This window comes from Mycobacterium sp. NGS68 (genome assembly GCF_059812195.1).
The window spans coordinates 241067-256296 of the sequence record NZ_JCALCE010000002.1; the positions used below are offsets into that span (position 1 = coordinate 241067).

At 65.4% G+C, this 15230-nt stretch carries 16 protein-coding genes and 1 tRNA gene; 4 read left to right on the plus strand and 13 right to left on the minus strand.

Annotated elements, in window-relative coordinates; all coding sequences use genetic code 11:
• The first annotated feature begins 7 nt into the window (after window positions 1-7).
• Window positions 8-658, plus strand: a complete 651-nt coding sequence (locus AC5Y5V_RS04030; RefSeq protein ID WP_499931310.1) for a PadR family transcriptional regulator — start codon at window positions 8-10, stop codon at window positions 656-658.
• A gap of 10 nt (window positions 659-668) precedes the next feature.
• On the opposite strand, the gene AC5Y5V_RS04035 is transcribed toward AC5Y5V_RS04030, so the two are convergent.
• The 10 genes from AC5Y5V_RS04035 to AC5Y5V_RS04080 are packed head-to-tail and all read right to left on the minus strand — an operon-like array spanning window position 669 to window position 11191.
• On the minus strand, window positions 669-1466 hold the full coding sequence (locus tag AC5Y5V_RS04035; RefSeq protein ID WP_499931311.1) for a mannan-binding family protein: 798 nt from the start codon (window positions 1464-1466) through the stop codon (window positions 669-671).
• A 16-nt stretch (window positions 1467-1482) separates the two neighbouring features.
• Window positions 1483-2163 (minus strand): Rv1363c family protein, encoded by a 681-nt coding sequence (locus AC5Y5V_RS04040; RefSeq protein WP_499931312.1) that lies wholly within the window; start codon window positions 2161-2163, stop codon window positions 1483-1485.
• A 24-nt stretch (window positions 2164-2187) separates the two neighbouring features.
• A complete protein-coding gene (locus AC5Y5V_RS04045; RefSeq protein WP_499931313.1) occupies window positions 2188-3438 on the minus strand; it encodes an MlaD family protein in 1251 nt (416 codons plus the stop codon).
• Window positions 3435-4655 carry an MlaD family protein gene (locus AC5Y5V_RS04050; protein ID WP_499931532.1) on the minus strand — a complete coding sequence of 407 codons (1221 nt, stop codon included), beginning with the start codon at window positions 4653-4655 and terminating at the stop codon, window positions 3435-3437. The genes AC5Y5V_RS04045 and AC5Y5V_RS04050 overlap by 4 nt, the downstream gene beginning before the upstream one ends.
• Window positions 4655-5782, minus strand: coding sequence for an MCE family protein (locus AC5Y5V_RS04055; RefSeq protein WP_499931314.1), 1128 nt, complete (start codon window positions 5780-5782; stop codon window positions 4655-4657). The genes AC5Y5V_RS04050 and AC5Y5V_RS04055 overlap by 1 nt, the downstream gene beginning before the upstream one ends.
• Window positions 5779-6825, minus strand: a complete 1047-nt coding sequence (locus AC5Y5V_RS04060; RefSeq protein ID WP_499931315.1) for an MCE family protein — start codon at window positions 6823-6825, stop codon at window positions 5779-5781. Before AC5Y5V_RS04060 ends, AC5Y5V_RS04055 begins: the two co-directional genes overlap by 4 nt.
• Window positions 6818-7834 (minus strand): MCE family protein, encoded by a 1017-nt coding sequence (locus AC5Y5V_RS04065; RefSeq protein WP_499931534.1) that lies wholly within the window; start codon window positions 7832-7834, stop codon window positions 6818-6820. Before AC5Y5V_RS04065 ends, AC5Y5V_RS04060 begins: the two co-directional genes overlap by 8 nt.
• A 38-nt stretch (window positions 7835-7872) precedes the next feature.
• Complete coding sequence (locus AC5Y5V_RS04070; RefSeq protein WP_499931316.1) at window positions 7873-9438, minus strand: MlaD family protein; 1566 nt, start codon at window positions 9436-9438, stop codon at window positions 7873-7875.
• A gap of 11 nt (window positions 9439-9449) precedes the next feature.
• Window positions 9450-10316: an MlaE family ABC transporter permease gene (locus AC5Y5V_RS04075; RefSeq protein ID WP_499931317.1), complete on the minus strand. Its 867-nt coding sequence runs from the start codon at window positions 10314-10316 to the stop codon at window positions 9450-9452.
• Window positions 10317-10318: 2 nt separating this feature from the next.
• Window positions 10319-11191 (minus strand): MlaE family ABC transporter permease, encoded by an 873-nt coding sequence (locus tag AC5Y5V_RS04080; protein WP_499931318.1) that lies wholly within the window; start codon window positions 11189-11191, stop codon window positions 10319-10321.
• Window positions 11192-11469: 278 nt separating this feature from the next.
• Here AC5Y5V_RS04080 and AC5Y5V_RS04085 point away from each other — a divergent pair, with 278 nt between their 5' ends.
• Window positions 11470-12069 (plus strand): TetR family transcriptional regulator, encoded by a 600-nt coding sequence (locus AC5Y5V_RS04085; protein WP_499931319.1) that lies wholly within the window; start codon window positions 11470-11472, stop codon window positions 12067-12069.
• Window positions 12070-12082: 13 nt separating this feature from the next.
• Here AC5Y5V_RS04085 and AC5Y5V_RS04090 read toward each other — a convergent pair whose 3' ends face one another.
• The gene (locus AC5Y5V_RS04090) at window positions 12083-12268 is read right to left on the minus strand and encodes a YegP family protein (protein WP_499931320.1); all 186 of its coding nucleotides are present in this window, start codon (window positions 12266-12268) and stop codon (window positions 12083-12085) included.
• An 85-nt stretch (window positions 12269-12353) separates the two neighbouring features.
• Here AC5Y5V_RS04090 and AC5Y5V_RS04095 point away from each other — a divergent pair, with 85 nt between their 5' ends.
• Window positions 12354-12722, plus strand: a complete 369-nt coding sequence (locus AC5Y5V_RS04095) for a SpoIIAA family protein (protein ID WP_499931321.1) — start codon at window positions 12354-12356, stop codon at window positions 12720-12722.
• A 74-nt stretch (window positions 12723-12796) separates the two neighbouring features.
• Here AC5Y5V_RS04095 and AC5Y5V_RS04100 read toward each other — a convergent pair.
• Both AC5Y5V_RS04100 and orn read right to left on the minus strand, forming a co-directional pair.
• Window positions 12797-12872, minus strand: a tRNA-His gene (locus tag AC5Y5V_RS04100).
• Window positions 12873-12904: 32 nt separating this feature from the next.
• Complete coding sequence (gene orn, locus AC5Y5V_RS04105; protein WP_499931322.1) at window positions 12905-13552, minus strand: oligoribonuclease; 648 nt, start codon at window positions 13550-13552, stop codon at window positions 12905-12907.
• A gap of 109 nt (window positions 13553-13661) precedes the next feature.
• Between orn and AC5Y5V_RS04110 the strand changes: the two genes are divergently transcribed.
• Window positions 13662-15230 (plus strand): helicase HerA-like domain-containing protein, encoded by a 1569-nt coding sequence (locus tag AC5Y5V_RS04110; RefSeq protein ID WP_499931323.1) that lies wholly within the window; start codon window positions 13662-13664, stop codon window positions 15228-15230.

Below are 15230 nucleotides of genomic sequence, written 5' to 3' on the forward strand. Positions count from 1 at the left end.
GGCTGCCGTGAGCAACCGCAGGGCCCTGCACGGCCTGCCCGTCACCGCGTATCTGGTGCTGGGAATCCTCGCGACCAACGACGAGCAACTCACCGCCGGCGAGATCAAACTGCGCGCCGAGCTGTCGGTCGGTTACTTCTACTGGTCGCCGTCGGTCAGCCACGTTCGGCGGGAGCTCGCCCGGCTGCTCGAACGCGGTCTGGTCGCCGAGGCCACGGTCGAATCGGGCAAGCGCACGATCACCGTGTACGAGACGACGCCGGAGGGGCTGACGACGCTGCGACGCTGGGTCCAGGTGCTGCCCCACTCCGAGCAGGTCGTCGTCAAACACCCGGTGATTTTGCGGACGTGGTTGGCCCGTGACGGTGAACCCGAGCCGGTTCTCGAGGCGCTCGACCAGCACCTGGCGGCCACGCGGGCCCGCCTGGACGAGGCGCTGTGGTCGCGGCAGCGTTCCCAGGAGGTCGGCATCGCCGCGGACCCGAACCTGCGGTCCTCCTTCGCCGTTCTCAATTACTCGATCCGCGCCCTGTACGCGGAGATCTCAAACATTGCCCAGTTGCGCGACGAAATCGCCAGCGGCACAGAGCAAGACCCGGCACGGCGGGTGCGCCGGCCGAAGGGGCAACTGCGGCGCCGACGCGACCCCGGCGCGTAGTTCGGCCAGCCTAGACGCGCAGCACCGAGGCCAGGGCCGAGAGCGGGATGTGCGCCTGCACGGTCCCGCCGTCCATGGACCATTGCCTGGCCCCGGGCGTGAAGTCGATCGGCTCGTCATGAGCCACTGGATAGTCGGGCATGTAGATGATCAACTCGTCCGGAGTGATCGCCCATGCCCGATATGCGCCGGAGTACATTTTGTCGGGCGTCCAGCGGTCGACGAGGAACGGGTAGGTTCCCGGATCGTGCGGTGGCGGAGCCTGATTGAGCGCGGTTTCGACGAACGGCTGGGCCAGCGGCGGTATGACGGCCAGGGGGTTGCCGTTGGTCAGATCAGCCAGCTGAACGCGCCTGCCGCCGGCCATGTCGAACGTGAAGGTGCGGTAGGCGTTGTTGGGTGGCGGCCCGTCGGCGTGGTAGTCCTCGTGGAACACGGCGCTGAGCAGGTTCCCGTGGTGGAAGATCTCGTAGTTCTCCTCACCGAAGCTGTCGGCGGCCATGAGCCCGTTGGCGTTTCGCCAGTTGTTGACCAGGGTGCGCAGGTAGTCGCGCACCACGGGGCCCGCTGTGGGGTTGTCGACGAGTTCGCCGGGCACGGCGACTTTGATGTCGCGGACGGCGTTGCGTTCGGAGGTGACCGACGTGTGGCAGTACTGGCCGTCCCAGTTGCCGCCGAGTTCACCGCAGAACGACGGCGCGGTTGCGTGCGCGAGGGCGGTGTCGGATACCTGAGCCAGTCCGGCCGTCACGACAAGGATCGCTGTGGCGGTGAATCTGCTGATCGACTTCGGTCTTTTTATCGACATGAGATGCTCCGAGCGCTCAGAGAAGCTGGACTTTGCTTGCCCGCCAACGGCCGTCGACCTTGTCCATGGTCACTTTGATGCGGCTGCGGTCGATGCGCGGATCGGGCACCGCCACGTTGGTGACGGTCTGGTCGATGAACAGCAGCACGACAACCTTGCCCGTCGACTGGGTTTGAATCGCCGAATCCACCACGACCCCGTGCGCGGTGGCCTTGTTGTCGATCAGCAACTGCCGAAGCTGCACGCTGGACTGGGTGTACATGTCCTTGAACTCGCCCGTCGCTCCGTCGAGCACCGCCCGGAAGTTCTGGTCGACGTTGTTGGAGTCGATGCTCGTCAGCACGCCCGCGTAGGCAATGGCCGCCTGTCGCGCCTGCTCGCCGGCCTGGTCCAGCTGATGCTGTCGCCACTGCTGCCACCCGAGGAATCCCGAAACCGCAAGTGAGGCAATGAGCAGCACCAGGATGGCGTTGCGACGCAGATGCCCGACCAACGACCCGAGCCGGCGCCTGGCATTGCCGCCTCCGGCCTTTACCTTGTCGCGCTTGGTTTTGCCGCGCCCCCGCAGCAGCGGCTTATCGTCTTCGTCTTCGTCGGCCTCGAGGTCGGCATCGTCGACGTCGGCCTCGGCGAGCTCCGTGTCGGGCTCGTCAAGTTCCGCGTCGAGGACCTTCTCGGTCGTGGTGGTCATGGTCATCTCCTTGCGCTAAAGGGATAGGTCTCAGTGCGGCGGTTCGATTGGCAGGGCCGGGCCGCCATACGGGGTGGGGATCGTGAAGCGGCCGCGCGGGGTTGGATCGGTACGGCGGCCCAGGTCGGCGCCCGGCGGGGGACCGGCGGTGTCGTCGCCGCCGGGGCGCGGCGCGTTCTTGGCGCCCCGGATCAAGACTCCGGGGTCATCGTCGCGGCAGTAGGTGTACATGAACGGCTCGTAGTAGTCCGCCGACGAGGGGGGATGCATTGGAGTTCCGTAGCTGCACGCGTAACGCGGGTAGAGTTCGGCGGTCGCCCACACGCCATGGTCGTGAAAGGCACTGGCGACCGCATCCAGCACCGACCCGCGGTGAGTGGGAAACAGCGCATTGAGCGCAGGTACCCGCAAGTAGAGCAGCTGCGACATGGTGGCCAGGCTGCCCAGCAACTGCACCATGGTCTCGGAATTGTCGGCGAACAAATTGTCGACGGCCGAAAGCGTGCCCGGTGCCTGTTCGGTCAGATCCCGGTAGCCGCCGCGCATCCGGGACACACCGGCCAGGGTTTTGTTGAGATCCACGGTGGCCGCGGCCAACCCGGCGTTCTTGTCGGCGGCCAGCGTTAGCACCACCCGGCTCGTCCTGAGGATGCTGGTGGTTTGGGGTAGCACCGAGTCAAGGGTCGACAGCAGCATCGTGCCGCCATCGACGATCGCGGCCAACTTGCGCGGCCCCTCCTTGGTCATGCTCAGTTCTTTCTTGATCAGTTCGACCTTGTGCGGATCGACCTGCGCCAGCAGCCCATCGGCGTCGCCGAGCAACTGCGCCAAGCTAATCGGCACGCCCGTGCGATCCAGCCCGATGAAGCTGCCGTCGCGCAGATAGGGCCCGGCGTCGGACTCGGCCTCGAAATTGATGTACTGCTCCCCGGCTGGGGAGAGCGCGGACACGTGGGCCGTGCTGTTGGCGGGAACCTTTGCGTTCGACGAGATGCTGGCGATGGCATTGACGCCCCGGTCGGTGATCTGCAACGACTCCACGCGCCCGATGCGCACGCCGCGTAACGCGACGTCCTGATTGGGCAGCAGGCCACCGGATTCCGGGAGCTGCACGGTCACCCGGAACGACGACGCGAACGGCGTCACCCGCAGCGCGCCGATCAGCAGGTATGCCACCGCGACGACCAGGGTGAGCACGAGTCCGGCCACCGACAGCCAGACCTGGCGCCGGTGCGCGGCGCGCACCGCGCGGACGACTCCGTTGGCGACCGGGCGGATCATGGCGTCGGTCCCGGGGCGGCAGGAGGGGGACCGGGCGGTGTGGTGGGCGCACCGATGATGACGCCGCCCGGGACGTTCGGGTCCGGCATCACCGGCAATTGCGGCGACTCCGGACCCCGCCCGACCACCCGCTCCTGCAGGCGGAACAGCGTGTACTTCAGCGATCCGACCAGCTCGTTCCAGGTGTAGCGGCGCGGCCCGTGCATTCCGCGGTCACCGGGGAACCCGATGTCGGGTATCGATCCCAATATCAGCTGGTCGACACCGACGTGCACGGAAATCGAGTTGCCCGCAGTGGATTTGATCAGCGGAGGCAGCAGCCGGTTGACGGCCACCCAACTTGTGTCCGGGCTCACCGCGACGTCGTTGGCGGCGCCGGCGATGGTGTTCAGGTCACGAATGATGCTGCGACCGCTGGTGTCAGTTCCTCCCAGCGACGGGAACCTGGCCAGCATCCGGCTGGTGGCGCCGACCTGCACCACCAGGTTGGCAAGTTGGGTTGTGTTGGCGGACAACGCATTGGTGGCGGGGTTGGCCGCCGCCATCAGATCGGTGATGGCCTGGTTCTTGGCGTCGAGCTGCTGGCTCAGCCGCGACAACTCGGTCAGCGCGTCCGATATCTGCCTCGACCGGGCGTTCATCTTGCCCAGCAGTTCGTTGGACTTGCCGATCAGCTGTCCGAACGCCTGTCCCTCGTCGCCGGTGGCCCTGCCGAAACCGTTGATGATGTTGGTGAAATTGCGCACCGCGCCGCCGTTGACCAGGATCGCCGCCGAGCTCAGCACCGATTCGACGGTCGCGGCCGCGGCCGTGGAGTCCAGCCCGATGGTGTCGCCGTTCTTCAGCAGCGGCGCGTTCTCACCAGCGTCGGCCGGCGGGCGCAATGCCACGAACACGTCGCCCAGCGGTGTGGCGGTGCGCAATTCAGCGCTGCTGCCGCGCGGCAAGACGACTCCGTCGCGGATCCGCAATGTGGTGACCGCGGTGTAGTTGCGGGCCTCCATCGATTCGACCTGACCCACATCGGCGCCGGAGAGTTTGACCTTCGCGTTCATCGGCAGGTTCAGCGCGTTGGCGAAGATCGCCGTCAACAGGAATCCGCCCGAACCCATCTCCGGGGCCGGGAGGGGGAGGCTGGCAAGACCATTCGTGCCGCAACCGGAGCACAGGACCGCTGTTGCCGCCACAGCGACGGCTGCCTTGTAGGGTCTGCGCATCATTTCTGGCCCATCGCCGCTAAGCCGTCGAGTACGTAGGTCAGCCCGAAATCGGGTCCGAAATCCTGCATCGTTCCGGTGCTGCAGCCCAGTTGCCGCAGACCCATCAGGTTGCAGACCTCCTTGGTCAGCTGGTTGTCGAAGATCAGCCGGTCGGTGAGGAAATGCGCTCGCACCGCGCCGTTTTCGCGATCGATCATGTTGTAGGCGTTGTCGGCCACCAACGGGGCCAGGTCGAGTAGCTCGGCGAGGTCGCGCCGCTGCTCATTCACCGACCTCAGCAGCTTGTTGCCGCCGAGCGCGGTGTTCTTGATCTTGTCGCGATTGGCCTCGATCAGGTTGCCGGCGCGTTGCACCAGTTCGTCGAGCTTGCGCCCGGTGCTGCCGCCGCCCAGATTCTCGTCGCCCAGGATGACGCTGAGTTGGTGGATGGTGGAGGCGAATTCGCGTAGCTTGGCGTCGTTTGCTGCGGCCGCCTCGAACAGTGAGCTGACGTTCTTGATGATCGTGGTGATCTGTTCGCGGGAATGGGCACCGCCGTCGCCGCTCAACTGCAGCGCTTTGGATAGCTCGCCCAGGGCCTTCTTGATCTTCGCGCCGTTGCCGTTGACCACCTCGGCGCCACCGTTGAGGACGTCGGCGATGGGGCCGCCGCCGCGCCCGTCGCCCTCCAGGGATTTGGTCACCCTATCGAGAACGGCCAGCACGCGGCTGAATTCGACGGGTGTCCTAGTGCGCGTCAGGCCGATGGTGTCGTGGTTCTGCATGGCCGCCCCGCCACGGTAGGGCGGCGTGAGCTCAATCTGGCGGTCCGTGAGTATCGAGGTCGATACGGTGACGGCCTGCGCATTCGCCGGAATCTTGACGTTGCGGTCGACGGTGAACTGAACCTCGACGTAAGCGCCCCGGGCGGTGATCTTGGTGATCTTGCCGACCGGCATGCCCAGGACCGCCACCACGTTGCCCTCGTATAAGCCAGAGGCGCTGTCGAACTGGGCCGTCAATGTCATCGGATCTTCGCCGCGGCCCATCACCCACCAGCCGATGCCGACCGCGGCGAGCACCGACGCCACAGCGGCGGTGATGGCAACCGCCTTGGCGCCGAGCCTCTCGTGGATGCCACTCATTTGCAGTCCTTGAAGTACTGGATCATCCCGAATTGCTTTGCCCGGCCGCTCAATGCGCACATCCAGGAGTCGATGAGCAGGCCGTTGGGGGCGTTGAAGCTGACCGCGTTGGCGTCGCCGGTGAGGTTGGCGGCTTCGCGGAAGAAGACCACACTGACTTGCATCAGGTTGCGCAGCAGGTCGTCGTGTGACGCCATCATGCCGGTGAACTCGCGCATGTCGCTGAGCAGCGTGTCCAGACCCGAGCGGTCGTTGACCACGATCTGGCTCATGGTGTCGACGAGATTGGTCAGCGACTGCATCATGGCGTGGAAAACGGCACGCCGCGCGACGAATTGGCCCAGCAGATCCTGCGCCTGGTTGATCAGAGTTCCCAGGCCGGCCTGTTGGCTGTGCAGCGTGTTGGTGACTTGTTCGGCGCCCCTGAGCAACTGGCCCAGCTGGTCGCGGCGGCTGGCGATGATCGACGACAGCGAGTCGACGTTTGCCATGGCCTGCGGGACGACTCCGGGCAGCCTCTTGATCTGCTGACCCAGCACGGTCAGTGACTGGGCGAACCGGTCGGAGTCGACCTGTTCGAAAGTGGTTGTCGCGTCTTGCAATGCGGCCTGCAGGTCGTAGGGGACCTGGGTGTGCGCCAGATCGAAGGTGCCGTTGGGCAGGGATCCCGGACCCTCGGGCTCGAGGGCGAGATAGCGCGAACCGAGGATGGTGGTGACCCTGATCGACGCCTTGGAATTCTTGCCCAGCGCCACATTGTCGCGGATCTTCAAACCCGCCTCGACGTGGTCGCCGGCGAGCTTGATGCTGGTGACCTCACCGACCGCGATGCCGGCCACCGTGATCGGGTTTCCCGCCTTGAGCGACGCGGCCTGCAGGAACTCCGCCGTGTAGTGCTTGTAACCGGCGCCGACCATGTGGGCGACCAACAGGCATCCGATCAACACCGCAACCACCGCGACCGCGATCGTTCCGAGCCACGTTTTGTTGTAGCTCTCCAGCGGGCGCTGCTTCAGGCGTTCCCACCTGGATGACTCAGCCATCGCCCGTATTCCTGCATCTCGCCGTGTACTTCGCCTTGTTGCCAGGGGTGGCGGCGTTGACGATGATGGGCACGACGTCGTTGAGACCTGGGAAGAAGCCGAATACGTTCACGTCGCACAGGTAAGCATTGCCGTACGAGCCCGAGTTGCCAACGCGTGCGAGCCCTTTCAACAGCAACGGAACGTTGTCGCCGAAGAAGGCCACCTGGGGTTCCACATCGAGGATGTGCCGAGCGACACCGGGTCGGCGGTCGATGAATTCGCGAAGCGCCGGATAATCTTCGCGGGCGGCCTTGGACAGCTGGATCATCACCCGGGACAGCGACCCCATCGACGCCACCAGTTCGGGCCGTCGCTGGTTCAGCGCCGCTACCACGCCACGGGTTTGCTCGATGACGCCGTCGAGATTCTGGTTCTGGTTGGCGAGGTTGGTGATCACCGTATTGAGGTTGGTGATCACATTGCCCAGCGCTTGATCTCTGCCGGCGAAAGTTTCCGTGATCGTTGATGTTTGGCTGATAAGCGTGGCAAGCGAGGAGGTGTCGCCCTGCAGGGACTCGATGACGCCCTTGGTGAGGTTGTCGGCATCGCGCGGGTTCAGCAGGCTGAACAGCGGCTCGTAGCCGTTGAGCAGGGCGGTGACATCGAAGGACGGGTCGGTGCGCTCCAGCGGGATGACGCTGCCCGGCGCTAACAGGCTCTGGCTGCCTTCGTTACCGAGGGACAGGCCGAGGTACCGCTGACCGACGATGTTCTGGTAGGTGACCGATGCGACGGTGTTGCCGTACAGGTGCTGTCCCTGCTGTACGACAAACGAGACCTTCGCGAGTTTGCCGTCGAGTTCGACCTTTTCGACCCGACCCACCCGCACCCCCGCCATGCGGACGTCGTCGCCGTCGCGCAGGCCGTAGACGTCGGTGAACATCGCGGTGTAGGGCGCCGTCGTGCCCGAAACGTCGCGGCGCAGGCTGACATAGACCAGCCAGGTGAGCGTCAGCGCGACGACCATGAAGAGCGTCAGACCGATGAGCGGGCCGCGAAAATTTCTCACTTCGCCCCTCCGCCCTGGGGCACGATCGACACCGTCGTTCCGCGGGCGACCGGACCCAACAACAGTTCGGTCGCGGGACTGGCCGGTCGTCCGGCGATCGCGCTCAACACGTCCCGCTCGTACTGACTACCGACCGGGCCGACGTTGCCGCCGAACGACGACGGATGCGTGTAGGAGCCGGGGACCGATCCCGCAGCCGGCGGCCTCAGCAGCGGTGCCGGTGGGAACGGTGTATGCGCGGGCGGTCCGGTCGGATTGTCGGGGTTGGAGCTTTCCGGCACGGGTGGCAGCGGCGGAATGAACATGGGCAGTGGCGGATTCGGATCGTTCAGGTTGGGCGGCCCGTTGATCAGGGGCGGGCCCACGGCGATGAGGTTTCCATCCGGCCCGACGACCGTTCCCGGCGGCGGTGCCAGCGATTTGGGCGGCTGATAGTTCTGCGGCAGCAGCTGTTCGGGCAGGGACGGCTTGTTCGGGTACAGCGGTGCGGTGTAGCAGCTGGGGCCCTTCAGTTCGCCGTAGTGCGGGCAGTCGGCGCGGGTGTAGGGATAGGTCTGGGTGAACGCGATCCTGGCGCGCATGTTGCCGACCCCGAGTTCGGGTATCCAGACTTCCTGCATGAACTTGCTGGCCAGGTTGTCCAGTTTGACGATGGCGGGCACGAAGTTGTTCGACTTCATGGCCAGCACGCCCAAGGTGGGCGTGAGGTCGCTCGATATCCGGATGAGCTGATCCATGTGGTTGCTGAACGAGCCGTGGACGGTGCCCAGCGTGTCCTGACCGCCGGAGAGCAGCGTGGACAGCTGCGCACGGGTCTCGGCGAACGTCCGCATCGGCTCGACGGCCTGATGCAACGCGTCGAGCAGATCGGGTGCGGTTGCCCGCAACCCGTGGGTGGCGTCGAGCAGGGCTGAGACGGTCGACGGTCCCGCGTCGGTGCTGACGAGCGAGTTGAGTTGATCCAGTGCACGATTGAGCTGGGCCGCGCTCGTCAACAGCTTGGAGCGCCGATTGTCGGTCGCGGCCGCCAGCGCGGCGAGAATGCCGACGGACCTGTCTTCCCGTCCGCGCCCCGCGGCGGCCAGCAGGTCACGCAGTTTGCTCACGGTGGTCTGGAACAGCACGGTCGGCAACCGGGTGTCTTCGGGAATGTGCGCGCCCGGGCCGATGATTCGCCCAGGGCCGGCACCCACCAGCTGGACGGAGGACACCGCGAACACGTTGCTGGGCACCACGCGGGCGGTCACCGAAGCCGGAATCGACTTGGCGTATTCGGTTTTGAGGTTGATGTGGACGTAGTTGGGCTTTCCGTGGGTTGCCGGCACCACGTCGTCGACCATGCCCACGAGCACCCCGTGGTATTTGACGTCGGACTTCTGCGGCAGGCCGTCGCCCACGTTGACCAGGTCGGCCACCACCCGCACGTAGTTGTCCAGTCGGCCGGTCGATTTGAGCAACAGCCCCCCGGTGAGCACGACCAGCACCACCATGACCGCCGCCCCGATGCCGAGCAGTTGCCGGTCCGAGGCACCACGCCCGTCGGTCTCGAATGAGTTGGGCATCAGCGCATCACCTAGCCACCGAACCTTGCGCCGGCGTCCACTCCCCACAACGCCATGGTGAGCAGCATGTTCACCATGATCACGACCGTGATGCTGGCCCGCATGCCGTGTCCTGCGGCCACCCCCACGCCCTCTGGGCCGCCGCTTGCGTAGAACCCGTAGTAGCACTGGATCGTTGAGGCGATCCAGACGAAGATGATCGCCTTGAATAGCGAATAAACGATGTCCTGACCGGCCAGCATCAGCGAGAAGTAGTGCAGGTATGACCCGGTGGAGCCGCCGCTGCTGATCTGCACCACCACCTGCGTGGTCAAATAGCCGATGGCCAGGCACGCGGCGTAGAGCGGGACCATCGCAATCACCGAGGCGATGAGCCGAGTGGTCACCAGATACGGAATCGGCCGGATCGCAATCGAATCCAGCGCATCGATCTCCTCGGCGATCCGCATCGAACCCAACTGCGCGGTGAACCGGCAGCCGCCCTGCATCGCGAACGCCATCGAGGCCATCAGCGGGGCCAGTTCGCGGGTGTTGACCAACGACGAGACGAACCCGGTGGCCGGACCCAGACCGAGCAGGTCGAGGAAGTTGTAGCCCTCGATGCCGACCAATGCGCCGACCGTCATACCCAACACCACGGCCACACCTGCGATCCCGCCCCCGACCACGATCGAGCCGTTGCCCCAGGTGATATTCGACAGCAACCGCAGGAATTCCGTGCGGTACTGGCGGACCGCGATCGGGATCCCGGCCAGCGCGCGGACGAAGAACACCAGCAGATGACCGAGCCGCCGGATCGGCACGGCACCGCGGCGCGCCACCCGCACGGCCCGGGTCGTGATGGGGGAGAAGGGCAAATAGCGCGCCGCCGTCGTCATCGCTACAGTCCCTGCCTGGGCACCAGCATGATGTAGAGCTGGCTGATGGCGACGTTGACGATCATCAGTAGCAATATCGCTTCGACGACGGCCGCGTTAACAGAGTTGGCCACCCCCGTCGGGCCACCGACGGTGGACAAGCCCTTCTGCGCCGACACCACCGCCACGATGGCGCCGAAGATGATCGCCTTGCCCAGCGCCAGGATCATGTCGTCGGTGGTCGCGAACGACGCGAAGGTCGCGACGAAGCTGCCCGGCGCGCCGTTCTGGAAGTACACGTTGAACATGTAGCTCGCGAAGAAGCCGACGAAGCACACGACTCCGGTGAGCGCAACGCCGATCATGATTGCGGCCGCGAATCGCGGCACCACCAGGCGGCGGATCACCGACACACCCATCACTTCCATGGCGTCGGTTTCTTCACGCATGGTTCGCGAACCCAGGTCGGCCGTGATCGCCGATCCGACGGCGGACGCCATCAGCACCGCGGCCACCAGCGAGGCGCCCTGACGGATGACCGCGAGCCCGCTGGCCGCGCCGGCCAGCGAAGTGGCGCCGACCTGGCCGGCCAGCAGCGCGAACTGGATCGACAGGGTGACGCTGATCGGCAGGGACACCAGGATCGTCGGCAACACCGCGGTGCCGGCCATGAAGGCGCCCTGCCGAACGAACTCCTGCCACTGGAATCGGCCCGTGAACAGGTCGACGAAGAAGTATTGAACGGTGCGTACACCCATGACGAATTGCTCGCCGACCGTCGTCAGCGAAGCGCCCGGGTGACGCCTGACGTATCCGACGGACCAATCCCGAATGGCTCCCAGGCCGTCTTCCGCGCTGACCTGCTGCGCGGTCAAGGAGCCACCCAGAGTTGACATAGCAAACTAATTCCACTAGTCATGCGCACCAGCAGCCGCCGTCATCGGCGCTCTCCCCACCACTAGGTCCTGAGGGCCGAGCAAAGAGGGATGGGTGCCTTAAGAGGCTATCTTGGTTAAGATAGCGTCATCAGGATCCGCGATTGCGCAGCTCATAGGGTACGCGGTAACACGCTAGCCTAGTTGATAGCCACTTTCAATAGTGTAGAGTCACTCACCTGCGAGCGTCACGGCATGGCACGATTGCGTCGAGATGTCAGATTGACGGGAATGACGACATGGCCTCAGCAAACAGCGGTTCGCTGCGAGACCGACGCCGCGCTGAGCTGCTTTCCGAGATCCAGCGCGCCGCGCACCAGCTTTTCGCCGAGCGCGGGTTTGCCACCGTGACGACCGAAGACATCGCCGCGGCGGCCGGAATCTCGATCAGTACCTACTTCCGGTATGCGCCCACCAAGGAGGGCCTGCTGGTCGATCCGGTGCGCAAGGCGATCAGCGAACTCGTCACGGCGTACAGCGCCCGACCGGCGAGCGAATCGGCCGTCGACGCGTTGATTGAGATCTTCATCATCTCCGCCCGCGACGCGAGCCAGCTCAATCTCGACACCTGGCACCAAGCGGTCTTGACTGCGCCGCACCTGTTGAGCAAATCATCGCTGGTAAGCGATGACGACCAGCACAGGTTCATCGAGCACGTGGCCAACCGGATGGGCGTCGATCCCGCAGCCGACATCCGGCCTGCGCTGTTGGTCCATACAGCAATGGCCACAGTCAAATTCGTGCTTGACCGCTGGCTGACCGGGACGAGCGACCCCGTCCCGCCGCTCTATGTGCAGATGGAGGAGGCGCTACGTATCACCCTCGCGGGGTTCAACTAGCAAAGCCCGGATGCTAACTGCCGGTCTGGTCGTCCAGCGTCGCGCCCGCGGCGTTGGTCCGCACAGACTCGATGCCTTTCTCGGCCGCAGCCTTGGAGGAGTAGCCCTGCCCGGTCGCGATGATCTCCCCGTTGGGAGCCTTCAGCCGGAACCGGAACTCTCCCTGCGAATCTTTGTAGAGTTCGAACTTGCCTGCCATATCGGTCTCCTTTGATCGCTGGCGACCCCGGATTCACCGTAGCCCGGCATTAAGCTGACGCCTATACGCCAAGAGGAGTAAGCCCATGATCGACCTGTTGCCTGACGTGCCAGACGGGGTGGTCGGGATTCGAGTGTCCGGTCGCCTTGCCGGTGACGAGCTACGCGAGATCAAGCCCGCCATCGAGAAGCTCATGACATCCGGCGAGGAGATCAGGATCGTCGAGGTCATCGCGCCCGACTACGAGGGGTTCGGGCCGGGTGGACTGGCCGAAGACGTGAAGCTCGGCTTGGGCGTATTCCGCCATCATTCGGCATTCAAGCGAATCGCCGTGGTTTCGGACAAGGAATGGGTCAGACACACGCTGCATGCCCTGGCGTGGATGATCCCCGGCGAGTTCGCCCTATTCGGCCTCGACGAACTCGAGCGCGCGAAACAGTGGGCCGCCGGCTAGCGGCTTGCTACCGCAGAGACGCAAAAGCACCCGACACGCTGGGCGTGTGGGTGCTCCGCGTCTGCTCGCGCAGTTGGGGTGGCTGACGGGGCTCGAACCCGCGACATCCAGGATCACAACCTGGTGCTCTACCAGCTGAACTACAGCCACCATGGCCGGGCGTAGGCGCGGCGACGTCGATACTAGCCGTTCGGTGCCTCGTCGGCCGAATCGTTTGTGTCCAGCGCGTGCGCGCCGCCCTGAATTTCAGCCGCCACCATCGCGATTTCGCTGGTAGACGGCCCCGGAGGGGGCACGAACGCGGTGCGCCGGTAGAACTGCAGTTCGCGGATGGACTCGTGAATGTCGGCGAGGGCGCGGTGCGCGAGACCCTTGGCCGGCTGGCCGAAGTAGATGCGCGGGTACCAACGCCGGCAGAGCTCCTTGATGGAGCTGACGTCGATCATCCGGTAGTGCAGGAACGAGTCCAGTTTGGGCATGTCTCGGGCGATGAACGACCGGTCGGTGGCGATCGAATTGCCCGCCAGCGGCGCCGTCTTGGGCTGCTTGACGTGCTCGCCGATGTAATCGAGCACCATCGTCTCGGCTGTCGCCAGGTCGACGGTCGATGCCCTGACCTCGTGGATCAGCCCCGAGCGCGAGTGCATCTCGGCGACTACGTCGATCATCGAGGTCAGCGCGGCGTCCTCGGCGTGAATCACCACATCGATCCCGTCGCCCAGAATGTTCAGGTCCGCGTCGGTGACCAGCGCCGCGATCTCGATCAGCTTGTCGTTGCCCAGGTCCAAACCGGTCATCTCGCAGTCGATCCACACCATTTCGTCGCGCACAGCGCTCAACAGTAGGCCCACTCCGGCCCGTGCCCCTGCGTCCCCCTACGAAGTAGGGTGATGTTTTGCCGTTCTTGATGGGACAACTCGGGAAGAGGGAGGCGGCACGATGAGCACCGAATCGTCGGGGACCCCAGCGGAACGGATCGCGGCCGGATACGCCGTATCGGGGCAGGCCCTGGAGCTAGGCACCGTCGTCGTGGACGGCCAGGCCGATCCGGGCGCCCAGATCCGCATCCCGCTTGCCACCATCAACAGGCACGGGCTGGTGGCGGGGGCGACCGGAACGGGCAAGACAAAGACGCTGCAGCTGATCGCCGAGCAGCTCAGCGCCGCCGGTGTGGCGGTGCTGATGGCCGACGTGAAAGGCGACCTGTCCGGCCTGGCCCGCCCGGGGGAGGCCAACGACAAGACCGCCGCGCGCGCCAAGGACACCGGGGACGATTGGACGCCGACGGATTTTCCGGTGGAGTACCTGTCGCTGGGCACCGACGGTGTCGGCGTGCCGGTACGGGCGACCATCTCCAGCTTCGGTCCGATCCTGCTGTCAAAGGTGTTGGGGCTCAATACCACTCAGGAATCGACGCTGGGCCTGATCTTCCACTGGGCCGACCAGCGCGGCCTTCCGCTGCTGGACCTCAAGGATCTACGCGAGGTCATCAGCCACCTGACCAGTGACGAGGGCAAGGCCGAGCTGAAAAACCTTGGCGGAGTGTCGGCTACGACCGCCGGAGTGATCCTGCGGACGTTGGTCAACCTGGAAGCCGAGGGCGCCGACACCTTCTTCGGCGAGCCCGAGCTCGACCCGCACGACCTGCTGCGCGTCGACAACCAAGGCCGCGGCATCATCACGCTGCTCGAGTTCAGCGGCCAGACGTTGCGACCGGTGATGTTCTCCACCTTCCTGATGTGGGTGCTGGCCGACCTGTTCCAGCACCTGCCGGAGGTGGGCGACGTGGACAAGCCCAAGCTGGTGTTCTTCTTCGACGAGGCGCACCTGCTGTTCGCCGACGCGTCCAAGGCATTCCTCGAACAGGTCGAGCAGACCGTCAAGCTGATCCGTTCCAAGGGCGTCGGGGTGTTCTTCTGCACCCAGCTGCCCACCGATCTGCCCAATGACGTGCTGTCCCAGCTGGGCGCCCGGGTTCAGCACGCGTTGCGGGCGTTCACCCCCGACGACCAGAAGGCGCTGAGCAAGACGGTGCGCACCTATCCGAAAACCGATGTCTACGACCTGGAGTCGGCGCTGACGTCGTTGGGCATCGGCGAGGCCGTGGTCACGGTGCTGTCGGAGAAGGGGGCGCCGACGCCGGTCGCGTGGACCCGGATGCGGGTGCCTCGGTCGCTGATGGCCGCGATCGGCACCGACGCCGTCGGCGCGGCGGCCCAGGCCAGCCCGCTGCACGGCAAGTACGGCGAGAGCATCGACCGGGATTCGGCGTACGAGATGCTGCGGGCCAAGATGGCTGCCGGACCGCCGTCGTCGGAGCAGGGTGGCGACTCTGCACCGCTGCCGGGCGACTCCGACGTTCCGCCGATGCCGGCGCCCGCCGGGAAGAAGGACCCGGCCTGGTGGCAAGAGGTACTGAAGAACCCGACCGTCAAGAGTGCCATCAACACCAGCGTGCGCGAGATCACCCGCGATCTCTTGGGCACCGGGCGCCGCCGCCGGAAGTGA

Excerpts from the sequence above, each read along its gene's own strand:
- AC5Y5V_RS04035 (WP_499931311.1), bottom strand. The coding sequence starts at position 1,466 with ATGTCGATAAAAAGACCGAAGTCGATCAGCAGATTCACCGCCACAGCG.
- AC5Y5V_RS04040 (WP_499931312.1), bottom strand. The coding sequence starts at position 2,163 with ATGACCATGACCACCACGACCGAGAAGGTCCTCGACGCGGAACTTGAC.
- AC5Y5V_RS04045 (WP_499931313.1), bottom strand. The coding sequence starts at position 3,438 with ATGATCCGCCCGGTCGCCAACGGAGTCGTCCGCGCGGTGCGCGCCGCG.
- AC5Y5V_RS04050 (WP_499931532.1), bottom strand. The coding sequence starts at position 4,655 with ATGCGCAGACCCTACAAGGCAGCCGTCGCTGTGGCGGCAACAGCGGTC.
- AC5Y5V_RS04055 (WP_499931314.1), bottom strand. The coding sequence starts at position 5,782 with ATGAGTGGCATCCACGAGAGGCTCGGCGCCAAGGCGGTTGCCATCACC.
- AC5Y5V_RS04060 (WP_499931315.1), bottom strand. The coding sequence starts at position 6,825 with ATGGCTGAGTCATCCAGGTGGGAACGCCTGAAGCAGCGCCCGCTGGAG.
- AC5Y5V_RS04065 (WP_499931534.1), bottom strand. The coding sequence starts at position 7,834 with ATGGTCGTCGCGCTGACGCTCACCTGGCTGGTCTATGTCAGCCTGCGC.
- AC5Y5V_RS04070 (WP_499931316.1), bottom strand. The coding sequence starts at position 9,438 with ATGCCCAACTCATTCGAGACCGACGGGCGTGGTGCCTCGGACCGGCAA.
- AC5Y5V_RS04075 (WP_499931317.1), bottom strand. The coding sequence starts at position 10,316 with ATGACGACGGCGGCGCGCTATTTGCCCTTCTCCCCCATCACGACCCGG.
- AC5Y5V_RS04080 (WP_499931318.1), bottom strand. The coding sequence starts at position 11,191 with ATGTCAACTCTGGGTGGCTCCTTGACCGCGCAGCAGGTCAGCGCGGAA.
- AC5Y5V_RS04085 (WP_499931319.1), top strand. The coding sequence starts at position 11,470 with ATGGCCTCAGCAAACAGCGGTTCGCTGCGAGACCGACGCCGCGCTGAG.
- AC5Y5V_RS04090 (WP_499931320.1), bottom strand. The coding sequence starts at position 12,268 with ATGGCAGGCAAGTTCGAACTCTACAAAGATTCGCAGGGAGAGTTCCGG.
- AC5Y5V_RS04095 (WP_499931321.1), top strand. The coding sequence starts at position 12,354 with ATGATCGACCTGTTGCCTGACGTGCCAGACGGGGTGGTCGGGATTCGA.
- AC5Y5V_RS04110 (WP_499931323.1), top strand. The coding sequence starts at position 13,662 with ATGAGCACCGAATCGTCGGGGACCCCAGCGGAACGGATCGCGGCCGGA.